This window comes from Paenibacillus sp. XY044, from assembly GCF_002257645.1.
Classification (GTDB): Bacteria; Bacillota; Bacilli; order Paenibacillales; family Paenibacillaceae; genus Paenibacillus_AQ.
This window is the reverse complement of record NZ_NQMO01000006.1, coordinates 300,913-323,331: the sequence shown is the minus strand read 5'-3', so window position 1 is coordinate 323,331 and position 22,419 is coordinate 300,913. Positions and strand designations below refer to the sequence as shown.

Sequence of the window (22,419 nt, the reverse complement as noted above, 5' to 3'; positions counted from 1 at the left end):
GTATTCTTTGAAGCCAGACCGCATTTAACGGTAGTTTTTCTTGCGATATAAGGAAGCCTAGGCTTCGAAGCTTGTCCTTTCTTATATCTTAAAAAAGGATACCCTACCGGGTACCCTTTTTCTGTCTGCCCGTTCGGATAAGCCCAGCCGACTTACCCGCGTTCCGTGTTTAGTTCGTATGACGTTTGGTGTAATTCCTTAATCATGTGCTGCAGGAACATGTTCTGTTGACGACTGATTCCGTACTGGTTATCTTTGATGATCAATTCTTGGATCCGTTTCTTCAGCAGCTCACTCCGACGTTCCAACACAGCCAAACTCATGAATAACATCACTCCTGATTTCAGTTTTTTCGTTCATCGGGAATTCCCTTTTTATTATATCGAGACCTGAAACTTATTGAAAATGTGCTGAAAATGGCTGATCCCGGTCCTCGCGGGCTGAACCGCGGTGACCGGGGCTCAGGTGCCCCAGCCGGAGAAATCCTGCCGGATCCTCCGGTATCCGGCAAGTCAGCCGCCAAATATCCCATTTCATGGAATATTTAGGCTTACAAAAAGCGGTCAAATCCAGAAATCCCCGGCTGCTTGGCGAAAGTTCACGAAATCGATAAATCCTGAGGTCCGCTATAGCCCATTAGGGTCATTTTCATCTCAGGTCGATGGCTATACAATTACCAGTGTGCCGGCCGCAAGCGGCGGTATCGGCCCTGAATTCAAAGTAGGTGAATCCTTATATGTTCAAACGTTATATGAAACCACTATGGGTATGGATGCTGGTGATCTTCATCGGGGTGCTCATTCATCCTGCCGCCAGCTCGGCCCATGCCTATCTGACCAAGTCGAGTCCATCCGATAATGAAGTGATGGCGCAGGCGCCAGCCAAGGTGACGCTTCAGTTCAATGAGGCGCTCCAGCCGGCCTTTCACTCGATCGTCGTGATGAGTTCGTCCGGAGAAGAGGTCAACCAGGGCACCAGTAAAATTCCGGAAGGAAAGCCGTCCGTCCTGGAAGTGGACCTGAAGGCCGGTCTTTCGGACGGTATTTATACGGTTCAATGGAAGGCCGTGTCCGGCGACGGCCATCCGGTGAACGGAACGTTTCCGTTTCAAATCGGCACAAGCAGCCAGGGTGCGGCCAACCACGTCGTGTACTCGGGTTATACGCCTGGCGCCGATCTGATCCTGATCCGCTGGCTCTTTTATGTAAGCTTGGCTTTTCTGCTTGGCGTTCTATGCTTTTATCTGTATTTGCTGCCGGCGGGCGGGGGCTCCCGGCATCCGGTATTATCGCCTCGGAGCCGTAAGCTTCTGGGCATATCCTATGCCGCTCTGGTCATCGGTGTGCTCCTGAGCTTGCCGATGCAGACGGCGATCGAAGCCGGTGTTGGCTGGGGCGAAGTATGGAACGCGGAGCTCCTCGGCAAAATGCTGCGTATCACGAGCTTCGGCCACATTTGGCTGGTGCAGGTGATCCTTGTGCTGCTCCTGGGTGCGCTGCTGTACGCCGCAACCCAGAGCACCGAGCAAAAAGGGCTCCGCGCGTTGTACGCGGGCACGCTGCTCACCGGCGTGGGGCTGCTGCTGTCCAAGGCATTCATCGGGCACGCTGCTTCGGCCGAATCGATATGGCTGCCGGTATTTATGGATTTCCTCCATCTCGTGTCGGTTTCCATCTGGCTCGGCTGCCTGCTCGCACTTGGCTTGATTCTGCCTAGGGAGGCTTCGCTCCCGAAAGAATCGGATCTTCGCAAAAAGAGTTACTTCGCGGTCATCGAGCGCTTCTCTCTGTGGGGGACCACCCTGGTTGCGGCTGTGCTGATCAGCGGCGTGTACGCTTCGCTAACCTATGTACCGACCTGGTATTCGCTCTTTCATACCGCCTACGGACGCATCCTGCTGCTGAAATGCCTGCTGCTGCTGGTCATGCTCGGCTTTGCCGCCGTGCATCTCATCCGCGGGCAGCGCCGCAGCAAACCGCTTGGCGCCGGCGTATGGATCGAGTTCGCGGCCGGCATCGCAGCCCTCGTGCTCGCCGCCGCCCTCTCGAATCTGCCCCCGGCAGCCTCCAATCCGGGGCCGGTGGATGTGCAGCAGACGCTGGATAACCGCACCGTCGTCACGCTGCGGGTCAGCCCGAATATCGCGGGCGAAAATACCTTCGAGGTAGGCATAAAAGATGGCAGCGGCAAGCCAGTGCAGGGCATTCAGCAGATCAAGCTGACGCTGACCTCGCTGGACATGGATATGGGTAAATACGAAATCGACATTCCCGGCGCCGACAAGACGTATAAGGTCCAGGACCTGATCAGCATGGCAGGCCGCTGGAACGTCCATGTCCATATTTTGACCGAGTCGCTCGACGCCTGGGATACCGACTTCCAGATTACCGTCGGAAGCAGCTGAAGCACGCGGGGCAGTGGAATTTGCCCCATCACCAAATACAATATAAAGGGGTATTGAGCATGAAAAAATTATTGAGCAAACGCATCCCGTTCTTGATGACGGCAGCCGCCGGCCTGCTTCTGTTTTCCGGCATCGCCAGCGCCCACGTGACGGTCAAACCTGCCACATCGGCTCCGGGAGCCTGGGAAACTTACACGATCAAGATTCCGTCCGAGAAGGAAGTCGCCACCACCAAGGTAACGTTGAAAGTGCCGGAGAACGTGGACCTTAAACAGTACCAGCCGGTACCGGACTGGAAAGTCTCGACCGAAAAGGATGCCTCAGGCAAAATCAAGACGATTACCTGGAGCGCTACCGGGGCCGGCATCAATGCCGGCGAATTCCAGCAATTCAACTTCGTTGCTCAGAACCCGGACCAGGATGCCGATGTGGCCTGGGACGCCTACCAATATTACAAGGACGGCAGCATCGTGGAATGGACAGGTGACGAAGGCGCGGATTCGCCGCACTCCATCACGAAAGTCACTACCTCGGAAACGGCGGAACCAGCCGACCACGGCCATGACGACACCGCCTCCACGGATAACGGAACTGGAACCAACACGTCCGCGCAGGACCAGGCTGCCACATCGTCTCCTGCCCCAGCCGCAGCGGAAACCGGAAGCAGCGGCGTTCAGACCGCGACGCTGGTCGCCTCGATTGCCGCCCTGCTGCTGTCCATCGTGTCCTTGATCACTTCGTTTACGAAAAGACGGCAATAAATGACCCGTAAAACGGTTGATAAGAGAAGCTGCTTATGACAGCTCAACAGAGCGACGTTATAGACAAAAAGAAGCTGCCCCGCATCAAAGCGGAGCAGCTTCTTTTTCGTTATCGGCGGGTATCAAGCGTTGCCGCCTGGGCACCCTATATGCTAAATTCCTATTTTTTTCCGCTGTGCTCGAGAATCATATCCACGAACATATCGATTTGGCCCATAATGGCAATCGGGTCATAGCGGTAGAACGTGTCGAAGTCGTTATAATAGATGCGGTCATTCTTCGCGGCTGCCAGGCTGTTCCAAACCGGGGAAGCCTTCAGTTCCTTCAGCTTGTCGCCTTTCTTCTCCGGATCATAGGTCGTCAGGAACATGTAGTCCGCCGCATATTCCGGCAGCAGTTCCATGGACAGCTGCAGCGTCTGGTTTTCCTTGCTGTTCTTTGCCGGACGTTTCAACTGAAGCGCGTTGTACAATACCTGGCCGCCGCGGCCGGCATTGTCGCCGAACGTCCACAGTTCGCCCTTGTCCGTCAACTCGTAGATGCCGAAGGTGGCATTCTCATCCACGACGCCTTTGAGCTTCTCACGGGCAGCCGCTGCTTTTTCGTCAAACGCTTTGATGAATTCCTCCGCCTTTTCCTTTTCGCCGGCAATGTCGCCGAACAGGCGCACCGTATCGTCGATGTTGATTGCGGTGCCATAAGGAATGTAGATGGTCGGTGCGATTTTGGACAGCGCCTCATAGTTATCATCGTACATCACGACGATCAGGTCCGGCTTGAGCGTGAGTGCCTTCTCCGTATTGATTGGGTAGCCTACATCCTCCACTCCGTTCAGCTTATCTTTCAGGAACGGGTTTTGGAAAATGCTCGGTTCCACGCCTACCACGTGGGCGCCGACGGACAGCAGCTCGCCGCCATAATAATCGGTTACGATGCGCTGCGGCTTTACCGGGATCTCCACGTCGCCTTTTTCTGTCTTATACGTACGTGTTCCTCCGTCCGACGCCGTTTCTTTCGAATCCGATGCAGTCGTATCCTTGCCGGAAGTCTCGGACGCGGTCCCGCCGGATGCCGACGTCCCGCTGCTCCCGCCATTTCCTCCGCAGGCCGTCACCAGCATGGATAGCATGACTACCAGAATCATGACGGTAAACAATGATTTTGACTTTGTAAACATAATAACCCCCTATAGGTATGTAATCAACAGTAATGATAATCATTATCAATTGAAAACTTAACAGCTCGACTCCTCCTTGTCAATGTTTATTTTCCGGCCTGGAATCCGGCACCGTCCGTAGGTTTATCCGAATGATGGAGGTCTGACCAGGGCCTTTCCTTATTGGAAATGCCCTTGTTCCAACGCATTGTGGAACCAACGCTCAAATTGTGCCAGATTTATGCCGATTTCATATTTTTCATTGCCAAGAGGCCTGCTGTTCATATAAAATGAGTAATTGAGAATGAAGTGAGAATGAGAATCAATTTCATGGAAATAGGTGACAATATATGAATCAGCAGGCAGCAGCGAATATGACCCCGGACTCCAAGGAACGCATCCGTTCCCGTCCGAAGACCGCCAGCCTGATCCTTATCGGCGGACTTGCCGCGCTCGTTCTGAGCATGGGATTATCGATCTCCTTCGGTGCGGCCAACATCCGGCTGTCCGAAGTATGGTCGGCCGTGTTCAATTTCCATGCGGATGTGGTCAATCACCAAATTATTCGGGATTTGCGCCTGCCGCGGGTCCTTGCCAGCGCGATGATCGGCGCAGGGTTTGCGGTGGCCGGCGCCCTGATGCAGGGAATGACCCGCAATCCGCTCGCTGACTCGGGACTCCTTGGCATTAATGCAGGCGCAGGCTTCGCCCTTGCGCTGTGCTTCGCCTTCTTCCCCGGTCTGTCCTTTATGTACCTGATCCTGTACGCCTTTCTCGGTGCAGGCGTCGGTGCCGGACTCGTCTACGGCGTCGGATCGCTCGCCCCGGGAGGGCTAACCCCGGTACGCCTCGTTCTGGCCGGTGCGGCACTCAGCCTGCTGTTGACCGCACTCAGCGAAGGCGTGGCGTTGTACTTTCACATCGGCCAGGACCTGGCCTTCTGGTATGCCGGCGGCGTTGCCGGCACGAAGTGGGCACAGCTCAAGATCATTTTCCCATGGATCGCCGGCGCCCTGATCGGCTCGCTGCTCATTTCGCGCTCGATCACGATGCTGAGCCTTGGCGACGAAGTTGCCAAGGGACTTGGGCAGCGCACCGCCTTGATTAAGCTGGCCGCGGTGCTGATCGTGCTCGTCCTGGCAGGTTCCTCGGTGGCCGTGGTCGGATCGGTGGGCTTCATCGGGCTCATTATCCCGCACGTCACCCGCTATCTCGTCGGCGTTGATTACCGCTGGATCGTTCCTTGCTCTGCGGTGCTGGGCAGCCTGCTGGCCGTCCTCGCCGACTTGGCTGCAAGAATGGTGAACCCGCCGCATGAAACCCCGATCGGAGCGATCATTTCGCTGATCGGCGTTCCATTCTTCCTCTATCTTGCACGAAGAGAGGTAGGGGATCTGTAATGTCCGAACAACAAGCTGTTTCTACTTACGAACAGCGGAGAAAGCTTCGCAGCATGACCGTCATGCTGATCCTCGCGCTGCTCATTATTGCGGTCTTTATTATCAGCATGAACACCGGCTACATACGGTTAAGCCCGCTCGACCTGATCCGGACGCTGTTGGGGCAGGGATCGGATCAGGAGAACCTGATTCTCTTTGAATTCCGGCTCCCGCGGATCGTCATTTCGGTTCTGATCGGCGCGGGGCTGGCGGTGTCCGGAGCGGTCATGCAGGGGATTTTCCGCAATCCGCTGGCTGACCCCGGCATCCTTGGCATCAACTCGGGAGCGGGGCTGATGGTCATGCTGCTCGTCTCGTTCTATCCGACGACACAGGCTATGCCGGTGTTCCTGCTCCCTCTCTTAGCCTTTGTGGGCGCAGGATTGACGGCAGCGCTGATTTACTCCCTGTCCTACACGCGGAACAAGGGAATCCGCCCCATCCGGCTGATGCTGACAGGCATCGCCGTCGCCGCCGGTATTCAGGCGGCCATGATCGTGCTGACGCTTCGGCTGAAGCCGGAGCAGTATCAATTCGTCGCTACATGGCTCGCGGGGAGCATCTGGGGAACGAACTGGAAGTTTGTCCTCTCCCTTCTCCCCTGGATTGTCGTCCTGGTGCCGTACATTATTTATCGGGCACGTGTGATGAACGTGCTGCAAATGGGAGAGCAAATGGCGACCAGCCTTGGCGAAAACGTGCGCAAAGAGCAGTTCCGCCTTCTCGCCGCTGCCGTCGCCTTGGCGGCGGCAAGCGTGGCCGTCAGCGGCGGCATCGCCTTCGTCGGGCTCGTCGGCCCGCATTTGGCCAGACGCCTCGTCGGTCCGAAGCATCAGATGCTGCTGCCGGTCTCGGCGCTCATCGGGGCTCTGCTCGTTATCGCCGCCGACACGATCGGCCGCTGGATTCTGCAGCCTTCCGGCGTACCGACGGGCATCGTGGTCGCCGTCATTGGCGCACCTTATTTTCTGTATCTGCTCGCCAGAGCGAAAAGTTAAATGAAAAGCCAGTGCTTGATATAGATCACATATTTCAACTTTTGGATCGGATCATACCTGAATGGACTTGGAGGGAAAACCATGAGTGAATCATTGGAACTGTACGACGTAACCATCATCGGGGGAGGCCCTGCCGGCATGTATGCGGCTTTTTACAGCGGGATGCGCGACCTGAAGACCAAGCTGATCGAAGCGAAGGATGAACTGGGTGGACGAATGCTGATTTATCCGGAGAAGATGATCTGGGATGTCGGCGGCACGGGACCGATTCTGTGCCGCAACCTGATCGAACAGCTGAAGCAGCAGGCGTTGACCTTTGATCCGACCGTCGTGCTGGGACAGCAGATCATCGATCAGGAGCGCCTGGAAGATGGCACCCTTCTTCTTACTTCCTCTACCGGAGAAAAGCATTGGACCCGCACGGTCATCATGGCGATCGGTTACGGCATCCTGGAAATGGCGAAGCTCGACATCGATGGCGCAGACCGGTACGAAGTGAGCAACCTCCACTATACGGTGCAGGAGCTCGAGCCCTTCCGCGGAAAACACGTGCTCATCTCCGGCGGCGGCGATTCCGCCGTGGACTGGGCCAATGAGCTCGAACCGATCGCGGCCAGCGTCTGCGTAGTGCACCGGCGCGAGCAGTTTGGCGGCCATGAGCGCAACGTGGTTCGCATGAAGCAGTCCTCCGTCCAGATCCATGTTCCCTACACCGTCCGCCAGCTGCACAGCAGCGACGGCACCGCGATCAACCAGGTTTCGATCTGCCATGAGGAGAACGGCGGTACTCATCGCGTGGACGTGGATGCGGTCATCGTCAACCACGGCATGCGGTATAACTTTGGATCGATCCGCGACTGGGGCATCGATATGGGCGAATGGACGGCGAACGTCAGCGATAAGCTGGAAACGAATGTGCCGGGTATTTTTGCCGCAGGAGACTTTGTAGACTACAGCAGCAAAGTGAGATTGATCGCAGGCACATTCACCGATGCCGTGCTCGCTACCAACAGCGCCAAGCTCTACATGGATCCCGAAGCCCCTAGGGTTGCCTATGTCTCTTCGCACAATGAACGGTTTAAGGAGAAAAACCGGGCGCTTGGCGTCATCGACGAAGACCACTAACACCGGGTACCAGCCTGAAACGACCGTCTAGGGTTCAGGCCATGAACTATTAACAAGATAAACGAACCAAGCCAGAACCCTCAATGGGGATAACTTCGATCCGAATCCCATAGAAAAAGGGCCTGCATGATGTGCAGGCCCTTTTGCCGTTTATATCTGATCATTCTATGATTTCACACGGGTTCATTGCTTAGGAATCGATCTTGACGCCCTTCTTGGCCGATTTCTGATCAGCACTCGAATTGTTCAAAACAGGAAGCATTTTCGTATCCCGTACCATCGGGGAATTGCATAACCGGCAGGTAGGCTCATGTTCAAAGGCGAAATTGTCTCGCATCCAACCTTTGCAGCCTTCCTTCGTACAGGACCAAATTGCTGTATTTTCCTCAGGTATTTCCTCCATCGACTTTTTGCGGTAGTTCATGCTCAGTCCCCCTTATATGAAGTATAAAACCCAAACTGTATAAACGGACGCCCTGCAGCAGTTAACCTCCGCCAAGAACGGATCTTGGACAAGCCTGCTTGGTCTATATGAAAAAACTGCCCTTAACGAATCTGTTAAGGGCAGCCGCTTGTTGATGTTACAGTTTCACTACGTTCTCAGCTTGTGGTCCACGGTTGCCTTCAACCACGTTGAATTGGACGCGTTGTCCTTCGTCCAACGTTTTGAAACCATCGCCAGTGATTGCACTGTAGTGTACGAATACATCGTTTCCGCCTTCAACTTCGATAAATCCGAAGCCTTTGTCAGCGTTAAACCATTTAACTGTACCTGTTTGCATGGGGCTGTACCTCCAAAATTTGAAATTTAATATGATCCTTCTTTTAAATAAAGCTAAAAAAAATTCACACATTGAAAAAAGTTCCATCGTAAACATGATACCCTTTTCAATATGAGAATTGGTTTCAAATTTTAGAACTAAATACAGTCTACCACGGAATTCATCAAAATGCAAGGATTTGGGAAATGTTGATATCCCATGCCAAGATATGACTTCGAGCTGACGGCATTTGGGCAGGTTAATCATTTTATCGGGCTTACAGCAATATAGTGTTACGAGCACGTCGGGCCGACATGCTCCTTAAAGGGGTTGTTCAAAAAGTCCGCTTTTGATCACAAAGTAAATCGGGAAGCTAATTCGGCATCGAATCTTGAATTCAGCCGGGCCTTCCGGTGCTCACGTACCCACTACGTACGCTCTGCTCCTCAGTCCCTTGCTTCATTCAATCTTCTCGGTGCTGAAAACCGAACTTTTTGAACACGCACTTAAAGGTTACATAGGAAGGGAGGTATATTTCTGATCGAATTCAAGAACGTCAGTAAATTTTACGGCAGCTTCCATGTCCTCCAGAATATCGACCTTCAGATCGAAGAGGGCGAAGTGGTCGTGATCATCGGACCGTCCGGTTCCGGGAAGAGCACCCTGCTCCGCTGCATTAATCGGCTGGAGAAACTCTCGTCGGGCGAGCTCTATGTGAACGGAACGGCGCTTCATGACAAAAAGATCGACATTAACCGGTTCCGCCGCGAGATCGGCATCGTCTTTCAGCATTTTAATCTGTATCCCCATAAAACGGTGATCGACAACATTGTGCTTGCGCCGGTCAAGGTGCTTGGCTTGTCCAAAGAGGAGGCGGCTGAGCGGGCGAACTCTTATCTATCCCGCGTCGGCATTGCGGATAAGGCATCCAGCTATCCTTCCCAACTCTCGGGAGGGCAGCAGCAGCGGGTCGCGATCGCCCGGGGCCTGGCCATGCATCCGAAGATCATGCTGTTTGACGAGCCCACATCGGCCCTCGATCCCGAAATGATCGGCGAGGTGCTGGATGTGATGCGCTCTCTCGCCTACGACGGGATGACGATGGTCATCGTTACGCATGAGATGGGATTCGCCCGCGAAGTTGCCGACCGTGTCGTGTTTATGGACAACGGTCAAATCATTGAGGAAGGCCCGGCGCAAAGCTTCTTTGACCATCCGCGGGAAGAACGCGCGCGGACGTTTCTCAGCCGGCTGATCCATCATTAAATCAGTTAAAAGCATATGGAAAGGGGTTATCGAATTCATGAAAAAACCTTTGAGGTGGAGCGTTGCTTTTGTCCTGTTGGCGATGTGCCTGGTATTCACGGCCTGCGGAGGCTCAAAGACCGAACCCACGGCCGCGACAGGCAGCGGGTCGACCGACACGACCGCAAGCGGGAGCAAGGACGACGGTGGGGACACGTCTGCCAAGGGCGGCACGCTAGAAGCGATCAAGGCCCGCGGCAAGCTCATCGCCGGCGTGAAATACGACACCAAGCTGTTCGGGCTGAAGGACCCTACCTCTGGCAATGTAGAAGGCTTTGACATCGACATCGCCAAGGCACTGGCCAAAAAAATACTCGGTGATGAGAGCAAAATCGAGCTGAAGGAAGTGACGTCCAAAACCCGCATTCCGCTCCTGCAGAACGGCGACATCGACCTCATCATTGCCACGATGACCATCACCGAGGAGCGCAAGCAGCAGGTCGATTTCAGCGACGTCTATTTTAAAGCGGGCCAATCCCTGCTCGTGAAGAAAGGCAGCGCCATCCAAGGGCTGGATGACTTGAAAAAAGGCGTAAAGGTTCTGACCGTCAAAGGCTCAACCTCGGCCAAAAACATCCGGGAAAAGGCGCCGGATGCCACCGTGCTTGAATTTGAAAACTATCAGGATGCGTTTACCGCACTTAAGGCCGGCCAAGGGGAGGCTCTGACGACCGACAACGCCATCCTGCTCGGCATGCAAAAGCAGGATCCGAACTACGTGCTGGTCGGCGGCACCTTCACCGACGAGCCTTACGGGATCGCCATCAAAAAAGGCGATGCGGAGTTCGTGAAGACCGTCAACGATTTGCTCAAGGAATTGAAAGACAGCGGCGAATACGACAAGCTGTATGAGCAGTGGATGGGCGTCAAACCCGAATAGAACCTTTGCTTCGATGTCTTTTCCGGCAATTTACGGGGAAGCCCCGAAAACCTTTAAGAAAGGACGAAGGCCATGCCGGGCAAATTTGACATTCATGTCCTGTTTAACCACTGGGACCGCTTTGCCGAAGGCTTTATCCACACGATCGAAGCCAGCGTCCTCGCCCTGATCGGGAGCTTCGTACTCGGCGTCATCATCGCCGTGATGCGGATTTCCCCGGTCCGGGTCCTGAATGTAATCGGAACGGTGTATGTTGAGTTTATTCGCAACATCCCACTCCTGCTCGTCGTGTTTTTCTTTTTCCTGGGGATTCCGTCCCTCGGGCTACCGCTGGACGGCTTTACTTCGGGGACGCTGGGGCTGATGGTGTACACCGCCTCTTTCATCGCGGAAGCCATCCGTGCCGGCATTCAGTCTGTACCGAGCGGACAGACCGAGGCCGCCCGCGCAACGGGACTGTCGTACATCCAGACGATGGTTCACATCGTGCTGCCTCAGGCGATCAAGATCGTGCTGCCGGCCATCGGCAACCAGTTTATTAATCTCGTTAAAAATTCATCCATTCTGGCCGTCGTGACCGGAATGGATCTGATGTATTACGCCGACCTGATCAACTCCGACACCTTCCTGCCCCTGACCGTGTATACGATTGTCGCCGTCTTTTACCTGGTGCTTACGCTTCCGCTCAGCTTTGCGGTCCATTACATGGAGCGCCGGTTCCGCTCGGCTGACCAGTAGAGGGGCTTTATTCTGGCAAGAGGAGAAGATGCCGCCATGGATTTTATAGGTGCCTATTCCCTACCCAACGTCAAGTTTCTGCTCGAGGGGTTTCTCGTTACGATCGAGGTCGCGGTGTTGTCCATTGTGTTCAGCTTCGTGCTGGGAACCGTTCTCGGGACACTTCGTTATGCCAAAGTCCCCGTGTTGTCCCGGATAGTCGCAGCCATCGTCGATATTATCCGGAACCTGCCGCTGCTGCTGATCATCTTCTTCATGTACATCGTGCTCCCCCAGCTCGGCATCAAGATGTCCCCCTTCTGGGCGACGGTCGTCGGCCTCACGCTGTTCGAGGGAGCCATGATTTCGGAGATCGTCCGCGGCGGGCTCAACTCCGTCGACCGGGGACAAATCGAGGCGGCCCGCTCCTCGGGGCTGGGCTATATGCAGACGCTCCGGCATATCATTCTGCCGCAGGCGCTGCGCCGCATGGTTCCGCCCTTGGTCAGCCAATTCATCTCGCTGCTCAAGGATACGTCGCTCGCCGTCATCATTTCGCTCCCCGAGCTCATGCACAATGTGCAGATTTTGCAGGGACACAGCCCGAACTACGTCATCCCGGCCCTCATCTTCGCCGCCGCCCTGTACTTCATCGTGAACTACATTCTTTCGATCATCGCCCGGCGGCTGGAGGCAAAGACGCTCTAAGCGGCCCCTGGCCCGCGACAAAGAAAGCAAGCCCAGCTCTCCCCCTTTGCGGGTGAGGCTGGGCTTGCTTGGGTTTGGTGTGTATGGACTCAAGTATGTTGCAGGCACTTAACGCGCCAGCGATACCGCCAGCGTTTTGATTTCGTATGGCTTGAAGCGCAGCTCGGTGCCATTGCCCGACACGCTTAACGGCTCGCCGTCTTCTTCCATTAAATTCGTTTCGGCCGCCGCGCTGATAGCACCAGCCTGCGGATCCAGCTCCACCCGGGCGCGGGTGCGGATGCCGCCGTATTCGTACAGACGGATGACGATATCGTCGCTGTCTTCGGCTTTTTTGACCGTGTCGATCATAATATTCGGCTGATTCACCTTCACCAGGCCAAGCGCCTCCGGTAGGCCGCCTTCCTGTACCGGCAAGGCCAGCAGAGGAGTGTTCAGGCCGCAAGCCGCCTGGTGGGTTCCGCCTTCATACCAGCCGCCGCGGTGCGGATACAGCGAATACGTAAATTCGTGCTCGCCCTGATCGGCGGATCCGTCCGGATAGACGGCGGATTTGATCAGGCTGAGGCGAATGACGTGGTTGCGGATGTCATGCCCGTATTTGCAGTCGTTCAGCAGGCTGACGCCGTAACCGCCCTCTGAGAGATCCACCCAGCGCTGTGCCACGGATTCGAACCGGGCGTAGTCCCAGCTCGTGTTCCAGTGGGTCGGACGCTCCACGTTCCCGAACTGGATTTCGTAAGTGGCTTTGGTGGAGCGGATGTCGACCGGAAATGCGGCTTTGAGCAGCTGCTGGTGCTCATGCCAGTCCACCTTGGTCACAAAATCGATCCGCGGATCGTCACGGTATACCGTGAACCGCTGCTCGATGGTGGAGTTATGATACGCATACACCAGCTTGATTACGCCGCGCAGCGGTCCTTCCTCCAAGATGGACAGTTCCTTCAGGTCCTCGACTGTCTGCATTTTTTCCTGGTAGAAAATATCGATATCCCAGGCGTCATGCGCCATCGGCTTATCCTCGAACACCTGCAGCACGTTGGCCGGCTCGCCCGGCTTCAGCACTTCGCGGTCCGCCTTCTTGTCGTACAGCGATACCAGCTGACCGACTTCGTTGAAACGGATGCTGTAGAACGGCGTTTCCACGACTTCTCTCGTGATCTGCCAATCCGATTTAGCGGCAGATGCGCCTGCTCCGGCAACCGACCCTTGGTGGCCGGATCCCCCGCTGCGGCCGTAAATGGTCGTGTATCCGTATGCCGGCACATCCTTCACAGTAACCAGCACGCGGGCCGATCCACCCTCCTGCGCAGGAATGATCTGGGACGGCAGCTCTTCTCCGGCTGCGGAATACCACGCCAGCTGCTCGGCCCCTTCCACGGAAACTTCGCTGACGAAAGAGCGTTCCCAGCCGAGCGGATTGAAAATCCGGACAGGGAGGCCCTTGCCTTCCGCCTTAGCGGAATCCGGCTGTGCCCCCGCTTCCCTGCGTCCCACGGCGTTAAACTGGGACAGCCCCTGTTCCAGCACCTGCACGGCCAGCTGCTCGGCTTCGGCGTACTCGACCCGGCTGTCCTCATACACCTCGTGAATGGACGAGCCCGGAATGATGTCGTGGAACTGGTTGCGAAGCACGATCTCCCAGCTGTCTGCAAGTCCCGCGGCCGGATAGGCATAGCCCGGATTCAGGATCATTGCCAGCGCGTTCACGAATTCCGCGTTGTGCAGCAGCTGTTCCATCCGGCGGTTCATCCGCTTGTTATAGGCCTGGGAGGTATAGGTGCCGCGGTGGTATTCCAGATACAGTTCACCGTCCCACAAGTGGAGCTGCGGCTGATCCTTGACCCGCTCCTCCAGCTGTTCAAAGAATGCTTCCGCTCCGCCCTGCTTCACCTGCGGTGCCGCCGGCATGTCTTCATAACGGCGGGCTGCTTCGAGCATATCCCGGGTCGGACCGCCGCCGCCGTCGCCCCAGCCGTAGGCGAGCAGCAGATTGTCGTTGATGTCCTTCTGCCGGTAGTTATCCCACAGCCCCTGAATCGAGGAGCCGGTGATGTTGCCGTTATACGTATAGAACCAGCTGCCGTCGTTGTCCGGAGTCGTTATGTAATGCGTCAGCATTTCGGTTCCGTCGATGCCGCGCCACATGAACGTGTCGTACGGGAAGCGGTTGTACTGGCTCCAACTGATTTTGGTCGTCATGAAGTAATCGATGCCGCTCTTCTTCAAAATCTGCGGCAGCGCCCAGCTGTATCCGAACACGTCCGGCAGCCATAAAACGCGGTTGTCGACATCGAACTCCCTCTTGAAGAAGCGTTTGCCCGTCAGCAGCTGCCGGACCAGCGACTCCCCGGAAGGAATGTTGCAGTCCGCCTCCAGCCACATCGCACCGGTCGCTTCCCAGTTTCCTTCCTTCACGCGATCCTTGATTTTCTCGTACAGTGTCGGGAAATCCTTCTTCAAATAAGCGTACAGCTGCGGCTGGGACTGAAGGAAGACATATTCCGGAAAGCGGTCCATGAGCGTCAGCACCGTCGAGAATGAACGCCCGGACTTCTCACGGGTATGCTTCAGCCGCCACAGCCAGGCGACGTCGATATGGCAGTGGCCGACCGCGGTTATTTGCGGCCGCGGACCGCGCGGAATCGCCTCAAGCCGCTCCTTCAGCACGTGCAGCGCCTGCTCGGTGGAGGCGTAGAAGCGGTCCGACCCCGGCGCGCTCCAATCCAGAAGACGGAACGCATCCTCGAGTGCAGACGTCATCGCCTGCTTTTCCAGGGCGCGTTCGTCCAGCAGCTTCACCGTCTGCAGCATATGCAGCGCCGTATAGTACAGATCGTCGGTCGCCGAATCCAGCACCGCGATGTCCAGCACATCGATCCGGTGGTCAAACGGCATATGGCTGCCGTTCGGAGGCGTCAGCCCGCTCCATGCCCGGATCGCCAGCTCCACGCGTCCTTCGTCTACGATCTGCGCCGGAAAGAACAGCTCGGCATGGTTGCGGTCCACGGCCTGTGCCGGCTCCCCGTTCAGGTATACCTGGCCCTCATAGCCGCTGCAGTTGCCCCCGCCGGTTTCCCCGAGCTTGATTAGTCCTATGACGTCCTGAGCCCGCCACGAAGCAGGAAATGCCACGTCGGCGATGAACCAGGCGTAGCGGTCCCTTCCTCCCCAGCGATCCCCTACCTTCACGGCCGGCTGGCCGCCTGCAGCGGCCTTCGCCTCTGCCAATCCCTCCACATCCGGTACGATATGCAAATTCTCCAGCGGCTTGCGGTCCCGGTATCTCAGCCCGGCCAGCTCCTGAATCCGCCGCTCCAGCTTTTCAATGATAAATCTCATGGATGATCACCTTTTCCCCTTCTGCATCCTTCCGTCTCCGGCTATACATGCTTCCGGATTTTCCGGAGTAATAAATTGCTGCTGCGTCGATTACAGCACATCGGCAATAAGTTTTGCTCGTATTAATATATATAATATATCATTTATGTTTAATATAAAACAAAAAAAACAGCATCTCCTGTTTTATAGATTGAACTAAAGTTTTGCATTGAACTTCCTGTTATAACGGCCCCATACGGCTTATAACATTCATTTCATTAGTTCATTCTATATTGATCAAGAAATGCCGTTTCCGATCCCCCGATTACACCGGGCCTGTCGTATTGTGAACGACGAGATGGGGTTTAAAAATCCGCCTCGTATATTTAACGTCCTTGATGTTCCCCTCCAAAATGTCCAGCAGCAGGCTCGCCGCCTCGCGTCCCATCTCTTCCTCGCTTTGATCGATGAACGTAAACACGCTGAGCTCCTCGAGCATGGGACTCGGGTTATCGAATGTGACAATGGACAGGTCTCCCGGTACCTCCAGACCCAAATCCTTGGCCATGGACCACAGATAGACTCCAAGCTTGCAGTTCAGCGCGATAAATGCCGTCGCCATCCCGCTCTTGAGGAACCGGTACAGCGGGTGATCCGTCCGGGAAGGCCCCGCCGGGATGCTGAAATCGGTAAGAATCAAAGCAGGGTTGATCATCGCGCCCTTGTTCTTAAGCGCCTCATTATATCCTTGAATCCGTTCGTCGACCGTAACCGTCGGTATTGGAGAATCCGAGCAAATCGCTATGTTCCGATGCCCCAGCTCCCACAGATGATCTACCGCCAGGATGGATCCCAGCGCCGGATCGGACAGGACCACGTTCGTCTCTACGCCGGGCAAATGCCGGTCCAGGAGCACGAACGGGTAGTTTTGCATCTTCAGCGCGATGATTTCTTCGCTGTATACTTCGGCATCCACCGGAAAAATGATCAGTCCGTCCGTCGTGCTGCGGAGCTCGCGGATCGCTTCCTTCTCCAGTTCCTTGGAATTGTAAGTGAACATGACGACCAGCGAGTATTTGCTCCCCGACAGCGCGCTGCGGATCCCCCGTACCATTTGGATGGCAAAATAATCTTCAATGGAAGGGAACACGAGCCCGATCTTGGGAGCCGACGACGATTTGACCTCAGAAACGAGGGAGACGGGGTTACTCGATATGTACTTCTCAGGCACACCCTTGACGTAACTTCCCCGGCCCGGAATCCGGTATATCCAGCCTTCTCCCGCCAGCTCGGCCAGCGCATTGGCCACGGTGATCCGGCTCACCTGAAACTGGTCGATCAGCTCCTTCTCGGTCGGAATCCGGTCGTCTTCCTTCAGCTGCCTGGAAGCAATCAACTGCTTGAAATGGTTTTGTATTTGAATATACAGCGGCTCCCTGTCCTGGCTCATGTCAATAATCCTCCAATACCTGATCTTTCGGTCATCTTCCTTTTAGCATTATATCCCATGGGACATACATGTCAACGCCGCTGCCCAGCCGCGGCTTTACCCGGACCGCTGAATATCGTACCGGATATCCAGAAAACGAAGGCCGAAAATCCACATGCGGTGGCGGGCTGTCAGCCGCTGTCCGGACTCCCCCTCCCGGATCCAGAACGTTTCCCTCAAGGGCAGCCGAATCGTGAACCATGCGGCATGCAAATAAATGCCCTCATCGCCCCGGTGAACCGGGCTGTGGGCGCTGGTCAAGACGAGCCCGGAGCCTTCATTATATAGCCGCAGCATACCGGTCATATTTGCGCCCGGCAGCGGCAGGGCGATATTCATGTACGGCTCGTCCCCGAACCAGTGTATTGAATAGAGTGCAATGAAGATCGCCTCTCCCTGCCCATTCAGACGCTGCCAGGCCCGAACCCGCTGCCTGCCGTCCCTGCCGGACGAAACCGGAAGAATCCGGCCGTACATCCCATGCCACCCTTTGAACGTACCGAGATGAATCTGTCCGATCCGGCGGCTGAAGACCTGATATACCGCGGCCAGCGGCGTAAACCACCCGGCCCAGCAAATGTCGGCCTGCATCGTGTACTGGTCGGTATGCTCGTAGAAATCGCGAATGACGGGCGACAGCCTCCGGGCACGAAACGAGGCGGAGTCAAACCCGTCGATCCGGTCGACCAGCCCTGAATAGGACGCCGTTTCGTCGAGGAGTCCATTCCTGCTTAAAAAGTGCTGCCCGATATGCCTTCCGCCGGTAATGGAGCTTACCGGTTTGCCGTAATAGCTCTCCTTCGGGAAGTTACCTTCCAGCAGCCAGCCCGCAAGCGCCGGAAGAGCTACGCCCACTGCGTTCATGACGCCATGAATCCAGATCATCCGGTCGATCGAGAGGCTTCCGAATCCCATGGCCCTTCCGGCTGCGTAAATCAGGGAGAACAGAATCGTCACCATCAATACGAGCGCCGAAAAGGATACGAGGTATTTTGCCGCCAGCCGGGTAAAGGAAGCTTTAAAAACAAGCAGTCCGTAGCCGTACAAGGCGGCCAAGTACGCCGCTACCAGAATGAACTCGAGGGCGGTGGAGAAAGCAATGCCCAGCGCAATGCCGGCCGGGGCCAGCATGATGATGACGGCCGAGGTCAAATACAGCTTCCATCCGGCCGTTATTTTTCGTCCCAGCAGTCCGGCCGAGAGCGGGAGAATAAACGAAGAGTAATGAAAATGAATGGCTGTCAGCATGATGAGCACGTCCGAAAAATCCATCACCTTCAGATGCATCGACGCGGCCAGGAACCAGAAGCCGCCCCCGGCCAAGTACATCAGACCGAAATCTACCGCGGTTTCGGCAAACGGATGCAGCCCGCGCTCGAGCAGCCTACGCAGCCCATACAGCGCCGTAATCACCGTAAAAGCCACCCAAGGCAGGGACAGCAGCGGGATATCTTCCATTAAGGATAATGCCGCACAGACGGCAGCCGGGGCATAGAACACCGTCATGATTTTGTACAAAACCATCACTTTCCCGTTTCGCAGGCGTGCATCCACGAGCATCAGGAAACCCGGAACCAGCACCATGACCGCCAGCATCAGCACCGCTTCCAACACCTGAAGCTGCCGGCCGCTGACGCCGAGAAACATCACATACAGCAGCAATCCGAACCATGCGTTACGCTTCATCCCGGTTTCCCCCACTCCCGTCTTTCCTTGTTCCCGTAAAGCTACCCTTATAAGTGAAAAGGGTGCCGAGCAGCGGATTGCGCACATGTACCCGGATCCGGAAGCACTGCCGTTCCTCGTCGTAGGACTCCACGATCTGGGCCGCCCCGTGAAAGATCCGGGGAAGCGGGATCCGCATGCCAAACAAGGGCAGCCACTGGCTCCTGGAGGAGATATGCATGGCTCCTTTGTCGTCCACGTGGAGGGACAAAGAGGAGCCGAGCAGCGCCGGCTTGCCGAACAGATCCAAAATCTGCTGCTCTTCGTCGTTCCACTTCATCATGGCATCGAAATGGCGCTTTTTCCCCCGAAAATCAAACGTCCGATCCCAGTGCACCGTCTCATTGCCCTTCGCGTCTCGGGATACTTTGTTGTGAATGACAAAGGGGATGTTCCGGCCTCTCTCGGGGAAGAGGAGGCGGGCCGGAATGCCGAGCACCATCATGGCCCGTACCGCGATCGAGCCGCCACTGATCTCCTCCATCCGGCCCGCACCTGTAAACGCCGTGCCTCCCGTCAGCCGGTAACGCTCCTGCAGCTTAGGGTGCAGCAGCTGATAGGTATCGCCAAGCGCCTGTTCATAGATCGATTTCATAGGTCACCTGCCTTTTTTCGGCGGCTGCGGGCGGCGCTGGGCAGATAGCGGCTGTTTCCATAGCCGATCAGCGACAAGACGATCAGCATTCCGTTTAGCGTCACGGGATTAAACGGAGCGACGAAGCTGCGGATGTCCCCGATCGCCGCAGAGATGGTCAGACCACAGATGGCTACAATCTGGAAAATAAACAGCGGGCGCTTCAGCTTATACAGCGGCAGCAGCCAAACGAGCCCAAACAGCATTTCCAGTATGCCGACCACCCGGATCATCGCCACGCCGCTGCCCATGCTCCCGGTTACGGCTTCCATCATCCGGATTTCGTCCGGATGGGCCATGATGACCTTGGGAACGAGGCCGTGATACAGCCATACAAAGGCGATCACCCCGCACACGGTCCAGTAGGTGAGAAAGCGCTGGAGCAGCAGCTTCGGATGAAATCCCTGCTCCAGCCACATTTTTAAAGCGTCAAAACTCCAAGCCGTCGCCCATCCGAGCAGCGGCCTGAACAGGTATGCATCGGCAAGGCGCCCCGCCGCGCCGAAAGCCGACTCATATTGATACAGCGTCTCGAAGCCGATACAGCCGTCTTTTTTCGTATACTTCCAATACCCGCTGCCCTTACGGATTAACGACAGCCGGTCATGCGTCCAAAACTTCAGCGAGGAGACCCGGTCCCCAGATTCCTTCTCTACTTGTCCCGCCGATTCTCCCTCTCCTGCAATGTCGAGTCCCATGCCGATCCGGGTTCGGTACAGAAAACGCTGAGGCTCATCCTGTGCCCGCGGCAAATACGAAATTTCCGTAAACCGGGCATCCCATGCGGTATGCAAATCCGGGTTCTGGGTATATTCCCATAGCTTATCCATCGTTGTGTCGATATCGATTTGCACATAGATGGGCCGTTGCTTTTTCATGGCGTCTCCCCCTTGCTTTGCTCCCTTCCTAATTCGCGGAAAAAGCGCGATGTCCTTCTAAATTCCCTCCTGTTTAGACAAGATCATACACGTATGGCATTTGTTCGGAGACCTCCGGCGGCGCGAACGTTGGAAGGAACTGGCGAAGAAAGGGCGAATCCTTTATACATTGTTATAATCTGCCGTTGAGGGGGAGAAAGAAAACCATGAGTTTTTTAGAGCGTCTGGAAAAATACGCCGAGCTCGCCGTCCATGTTGCGGTTCATATTCAGCCGGGGCAGTCCCTGTGGATCAGCGCTCCGATCCATGTACCGGAATTCGTGCGCATGATCACCAAGCAGGCTTATCAAGCCGGAGCGAAGCTGGTTCATATTGAGTGGCAGGACGAAATCAGCACGCAGCTGAAGTACAACCTCGCACCTGACGAGGCCTTTGAGGAGTATCCGGTATGGAGAGCGAAGTGGGTTCAGGAGTTCGCCGAGAACGACGGAGCATTTCTCTTCATCGAATCGACCAATCCCGAGCTGTTGAAAGGTGTGAACCCTAAGCGGATCTCAGTCCATTCCAAAGCGGCAAGCGCCGCGCTCTCCAAGTGGCGGGAGTATATGTCCGCAAACAAGATGACCTGGTCCATTATCGGCGTCCCGTCCGAAGCCTGGGCGAAGCTGGTCTTCCCGGATTTGGCGCCGGAGGCCGCGGTGGAGGCGCTGTGGGAGGCGATTTTCCAAACCGCCCGCGTGAGCGGCGGCAATCCAGTCCAGGCTTGGAAAGAGCATAATGCGAATCTGCGCAGCAAACGTGAATATCTGAGCCGCAAGCAGTACAAGCAGCTTCATTATAAGGCTCCGGGCACCGATCTGTTGATCGAGCTTCCAGAGCATCATGTCTGGAACGGCGGAACCGCCCGGAACGAAGCGGCCAATGAGTTCAACCCGAACGTTCCGACGGAGGAAGTGTTCACATCGCCCCGCAGGGAGGGGACCCGGGGAACCGTCCGCAGCACCAAGCCGCTCAGCTATCAGGGAAACCTGATCGAGAACTTCAGCCTGACGTTCGAGGACGGAAAAGTCGTCGATTTTACGGCAGAGAAGGGATACGAATTTTTAAAGGGTATGCTCGACATGGACGCGTCGGCCCGCTATTTGGGCGAAGCCGCGCTCGTGCCGCATCGCTCGCCCATCTCGGAGACCGGGCTCATTTTCTTCAATACATTATTCGACGAAAATGCCTCGAATCATCTGGCTATGGGCGAAGCCTTCCCGACCTGCATTGAAAACGGCACCTCGCTCACCCGGGAAGAGCTTGACCGTGCCGGGCTGAATCACAGCATGATCCACGTGGACTTCATGATCGGCTCTGCGGACATGGACATCGACGGCATCACGGCGGACGGCCAAAGAGAACCCGTATTCCGCAAGGGCAACTGGGCATTCTGATCAACCGAAATTAAGGAGAACCCTCCACCCGCCTCACATGCAGGCCGGATGGAGGGTTTTCTCTTGTCATCGATTCCGGCCGTGCCGCTGAAGCCGCTTTACGCTTGATTCGATCCAATCCGAAACGAGATGTTCCGGAGTTCCGACCGGTGCATTAAGCGGTCAAAGGCCTGCACGGCGGCCTCTGCCACCTGGATATCCTGTTCGCTCGTCCCTCCGCTGACCCCGATGCCCCCAATGATGACATCGCCTGCTTTTAGCGGGATTCCTCCCCCCAGGATGACCACCCTGCCCTGATTCGTCGTATTGATCCCGAAGGAAGGCTGCCCGGGCTGAGCCGCCTTGGACAGATTCGAGGTCGGCATTTGCAGGGCCACACTGGTCCAGGCTTTGTTCTGGGCGATATCGATGCCCCCGATCCGGGCATGGTCCATCCGGTGAAAGGCTACCAGGTTCGCCCCGTCGTCCACGATGGCGATGTCCTCGGCAAGCCCCATTTCCTTGGCTTTTTTCTCGGCTGCTTCGAGCAGCACTTTGGCAAGATCCAGCGTCATTTTCATTCGTAGGCTACCTCCAGCTTAGATGTTCTTTCCCCATTGTATGGCCGGCAGCCCATAAGCGTGTTAATGGACGCAGAAAGCTATGAATTTGCTTACATGTGCAACATTTGGCATTGCCGCCT

The 22,419-nt window shown here is 55.9% G+C and carries 20 protein-coding genes; 10 read left to right on the top strand and 10 right to left on the bottom strand.

The annotated features are described in order from the left end of the window. Positions 1–152: 152 nt before the first annotated feature. Positions 153–323 (bottom strand): hypothetical protein, encoded by a 171-nt coding sequence (locus CJP46_RS36655; RefSeq protein WP_179281295.1) that lies wholly within the window; start codon positions 321–323, stop codon positions 153–155. A gap of 413 nt (positions 324–736) precedes the next feature. Between CJP46_RS36655 and CJP46_RS23795 the strand changes: the two genes are divergently transcribed. Together CJP46_RS23795 and CJP46_RS23790 are read left to right on the top strand one after the other, a co-directional pair. Beyond that, positions 737–2,404, top strand: coding sequence for a copper resistance CopC/CopD family protein (locus CJP46_RS23795; protein WP_094598106.1), 1,668 nt, complete (start codon positions 737–739; stop codon positions 2,402–2,404). Between the two features lie 59 nt (positions 2,405–2,463). Continuing rightward, positions 2,464–3,165 carry a YcnI family copper-binding membrane protein gene (locus CJP46_RS23790; protein ID WP_094598105.1) on the top strand — a complete coding sequence of 234 codons (702 nt, stop codon included), beginning with the start codon at positions 2,464–2,466 and terminating at the stop codon, positions 3,163–3,165. Positions 3,166–3,325: 160 nt separating this feature from the next. Here the strand turns inward: CJP46_RS23790 and CJP46_RS23785 are convergent, their stop codons facing one another. After that, positions 3,326–4,342, bottom strand: a complete 1,017-nt coding sequence (locus tag CJP46_RS23785; RefSeq protein WP_094598104.1) for an ABC transporter substrate-binding protein — start codon at positions 4,340–4,342, stop codon at positions 3,326–3,328. Between the two features lie 329 nt (positions 4,343–4,671). On the opposite strand from CJP46_RS23785, the gene CJP46_RS23780 reads away from it, so the two are divergent. The 3 genes from CJP46_RS23780 to CJP46_RS23770 all read left to right on the top strand — a co-directional run bounded on the left by CJP46_RS23780 (position 4,672) and on the right by CJP46_RS23770 (position 7,883). Beyond that, positions 4,672–5,721 (top strand): FecCD family ABC transporter permease, encoded by a 1,050-nt coding sequence (locus CJP46_RS23780; protein WP_094598103.1) that lies wholly within the window; start codon positions 4,672–4,674, stop codon positions 5,719–5,721. Beyond that, positions 5,721–6,758 carry a FecCD family ABC transporter permease gene (locus CJP46_RS23775; protein ID WP_094598102.1) on the top strand — a complete coding sequence of 346 codons (1,038 nt, stop codon included), beginning with the start codon at positions 5,721–5,723 and terminating at the stop codon, positions 6,756–6,758. Before CJP46_RS23780 ends, CJP46_RS23775 begins: the two co-directional genes overlap by 1 nt. Positions 6,759–6,839: 81 nt before the next feature. Continuing rightward, positions 6,840–7,883: an NAD(P)/FAD-dependent oxidoreductase gene (locus CJP46_RS23770; RefSeq protein WP_094598101.1), complete on the top strand. Its 1,044-nt coding sequence runs from the start codon at positions 6,840–6,842 to the stop codon at positions 7,881–7,883. 190 nt (positions 7,884–8,073) lie between these two features. On the opposite strand, the gene CJP46_RS23765 is transcribed toward CJP46_RS23770, so the two are convergent. Beyond that, a complete protein-coding gene (locus CJP46_RS23765) occupies positions 8,074–8,307 on the bottom strand; it encodes a cold-shock protein (protein WP_076172678.1) in 234 nt (77 codons plus the stop codon). 157 nt (positions 8,308–8,464) lie between these two features. Next, complete coding sequence (locus tag CJP46_RS23760) at positions 8,465–8,665, bottom strand: cold-shock protein (RefSeq protein WP_076172675.1); 201 nt, start codon at positions 8,663–8,665, stop codon at positions 8,465–8,467. A gap of 516 nt (positions 8,666–9,181) precedes the next feature. Between CJP46_RS23760 and CJP46_RS23755 the strand changes: the two genes are divergently transcribed. From CJP46_RS23755 to CJP46_RS23740, 4 genes are all read left to right on the top strand, one after another. Then, entirely contained in the window at positions 9,182–9,910 is a 729-nt protein-coding gene (locus CJP46_RS23755) for an amino acid ABC transporter ATP-binding protein (protein ID WP_094598100.1), read from the top strand. A 37-nt stretch (positions 9,911–9,947) separates the two neighbouring features. Further along, entirely contained in the window at positions 9,948–10,829 is an 882-nt protein-coding gene (locus tag CJP46_RS23750) for an ABC transporter substrate-binding protein (protein ID WP_094598099.1), read from the top strand. Positions 10,830–10,901: 72 nt separating this feature from the next. After that, positions 10,902–11,567, top strand: coding sequence for an amino acid ABC transporter permease (locus CJP46_RS23745; RefSeq protein ID WP_094598098.1), 666 nt, complete (start codon positions 10,902–10,904; stop codon positions 11,565–11,567). Between the two features lie 36 nt (positions 11,568–11,603). Beyond that, positions 11,604–12,254: an amino acid ABC transporter permease gene (locus CJP46_RS23740; RefSeq protein WP_094598097.1), complete on the top strand. Its 651-nt coding sequence runs from the start codon at positions 11,604–11,606 to the stop codon at positions 12,252–12,254. A gap of 108 nt (positions 12,255–12,362) precedes the next feature. On the opposite strand, the gene CJP46_RS23735 is transcribed toward CJP46_RS23740, so the two are convergent. The 5 genes from CJP46_RS23735 to CJP46_RS23715 form a co-directional block, all read right to left on the bottom strand. Then, the gene (locus CJP46_RS23735) at positions 12,363–15,596 is read right to left on the bottom strand and encodes an alpha-mannosidase (RefSeq protein ID WP_094598096.1); all 3,234 of its coding nucleotides are present in this window, start codon (positions 15,594–15,596) and stop codon (positions 12,363–12,365) included. Between the two features lie 304 nt (positions 15,597–15,900). Next, positions 15,901–17,025 carry a GntR family transcriptional regulator gene (locus CJP46_RS23730; RefSeq protein ID WP_094598095.1) on the bottom strand — a complete coding sequence of 375 codons (1,125 nt, stop codon included), beginning with the start codon at positions 17,023–17,025 and terminating at the stop codon, positions 15,901–15,903. A 96-nt stretch (positions 17,026–17,121) separates the two neighbouring features. Continuing rightward, a complete protein-coding gene (locus CJP46_RS23725) occupies positions 17,122–18,750 on the bottom strand; it encodes a YndJ family protein (RefSeq protein WP_179281294.1) in 1,629 nt (542 codons plus the stop codon). Next, positions 18,740–19,384 (bottom strand): DUF4166 domain-containing protein, encoded by a 645-nt coding sequence (locus tag CJP46_RS23720; protein ID WP_094598257.1) that lies wholly within the window; start codon positions 19,382–19,384, stop codon positions 18,740–18,742. The genes CJP46_RS23725 and CJP46_RS23720 overlap by 11 nt, the downstream gene beginning before the upstream one ends. After that, positions 19,381–20,301: a DoxX-like family protein gene (locus CJP46_RS23715; protein WP_094598093.1), complete on the bottom strand. Its 921-nt coding sequence runs from the start codon at positions 20,299–20,301 to the stop codon at positions 19,381–19,383. Before CJP46_RS23715 ends, CJP46_RS23720 begins: the two co-directional genes overlap by 4 nt. Positions 20,302–20,507: 206 nt before the next feature. Here CJP46_RS23715 and CJP46_RS23710 point away from each other — a divergent pair, with 206 nt between their 5' ends. Then, positions 20,508–21,737: an aminopeptidase gene (locus tag CJP46_RS23710; RefSeq protein ID WP_094598092.1), complete on the top strand. Its 1,230-nt coding sequence runs from the start codon at positions 20,508–20,510 to the stop codon at positions 21,735–21,737. A 98-nt stretch (positions 21,738–21,835) separates the two neighbouring features. On the opposite strand, the gene CJP46_RS23705 is transcribed toward CJP46_RS23710, so the two are convergent. Then, complete coding sequence (locus CJP46_RS23705) at positions 21,836–22,297, bottom strand: GlcG/HbpS family heme-binding protein (RefSeq protein WP_094598091.1); 462 nt, start codon at positions 22,295–22,297, stop codon at positions 21,836–21,838. Between the last annotated feature and the right edge of the window lie 122 nt (positions 22,298–22,419).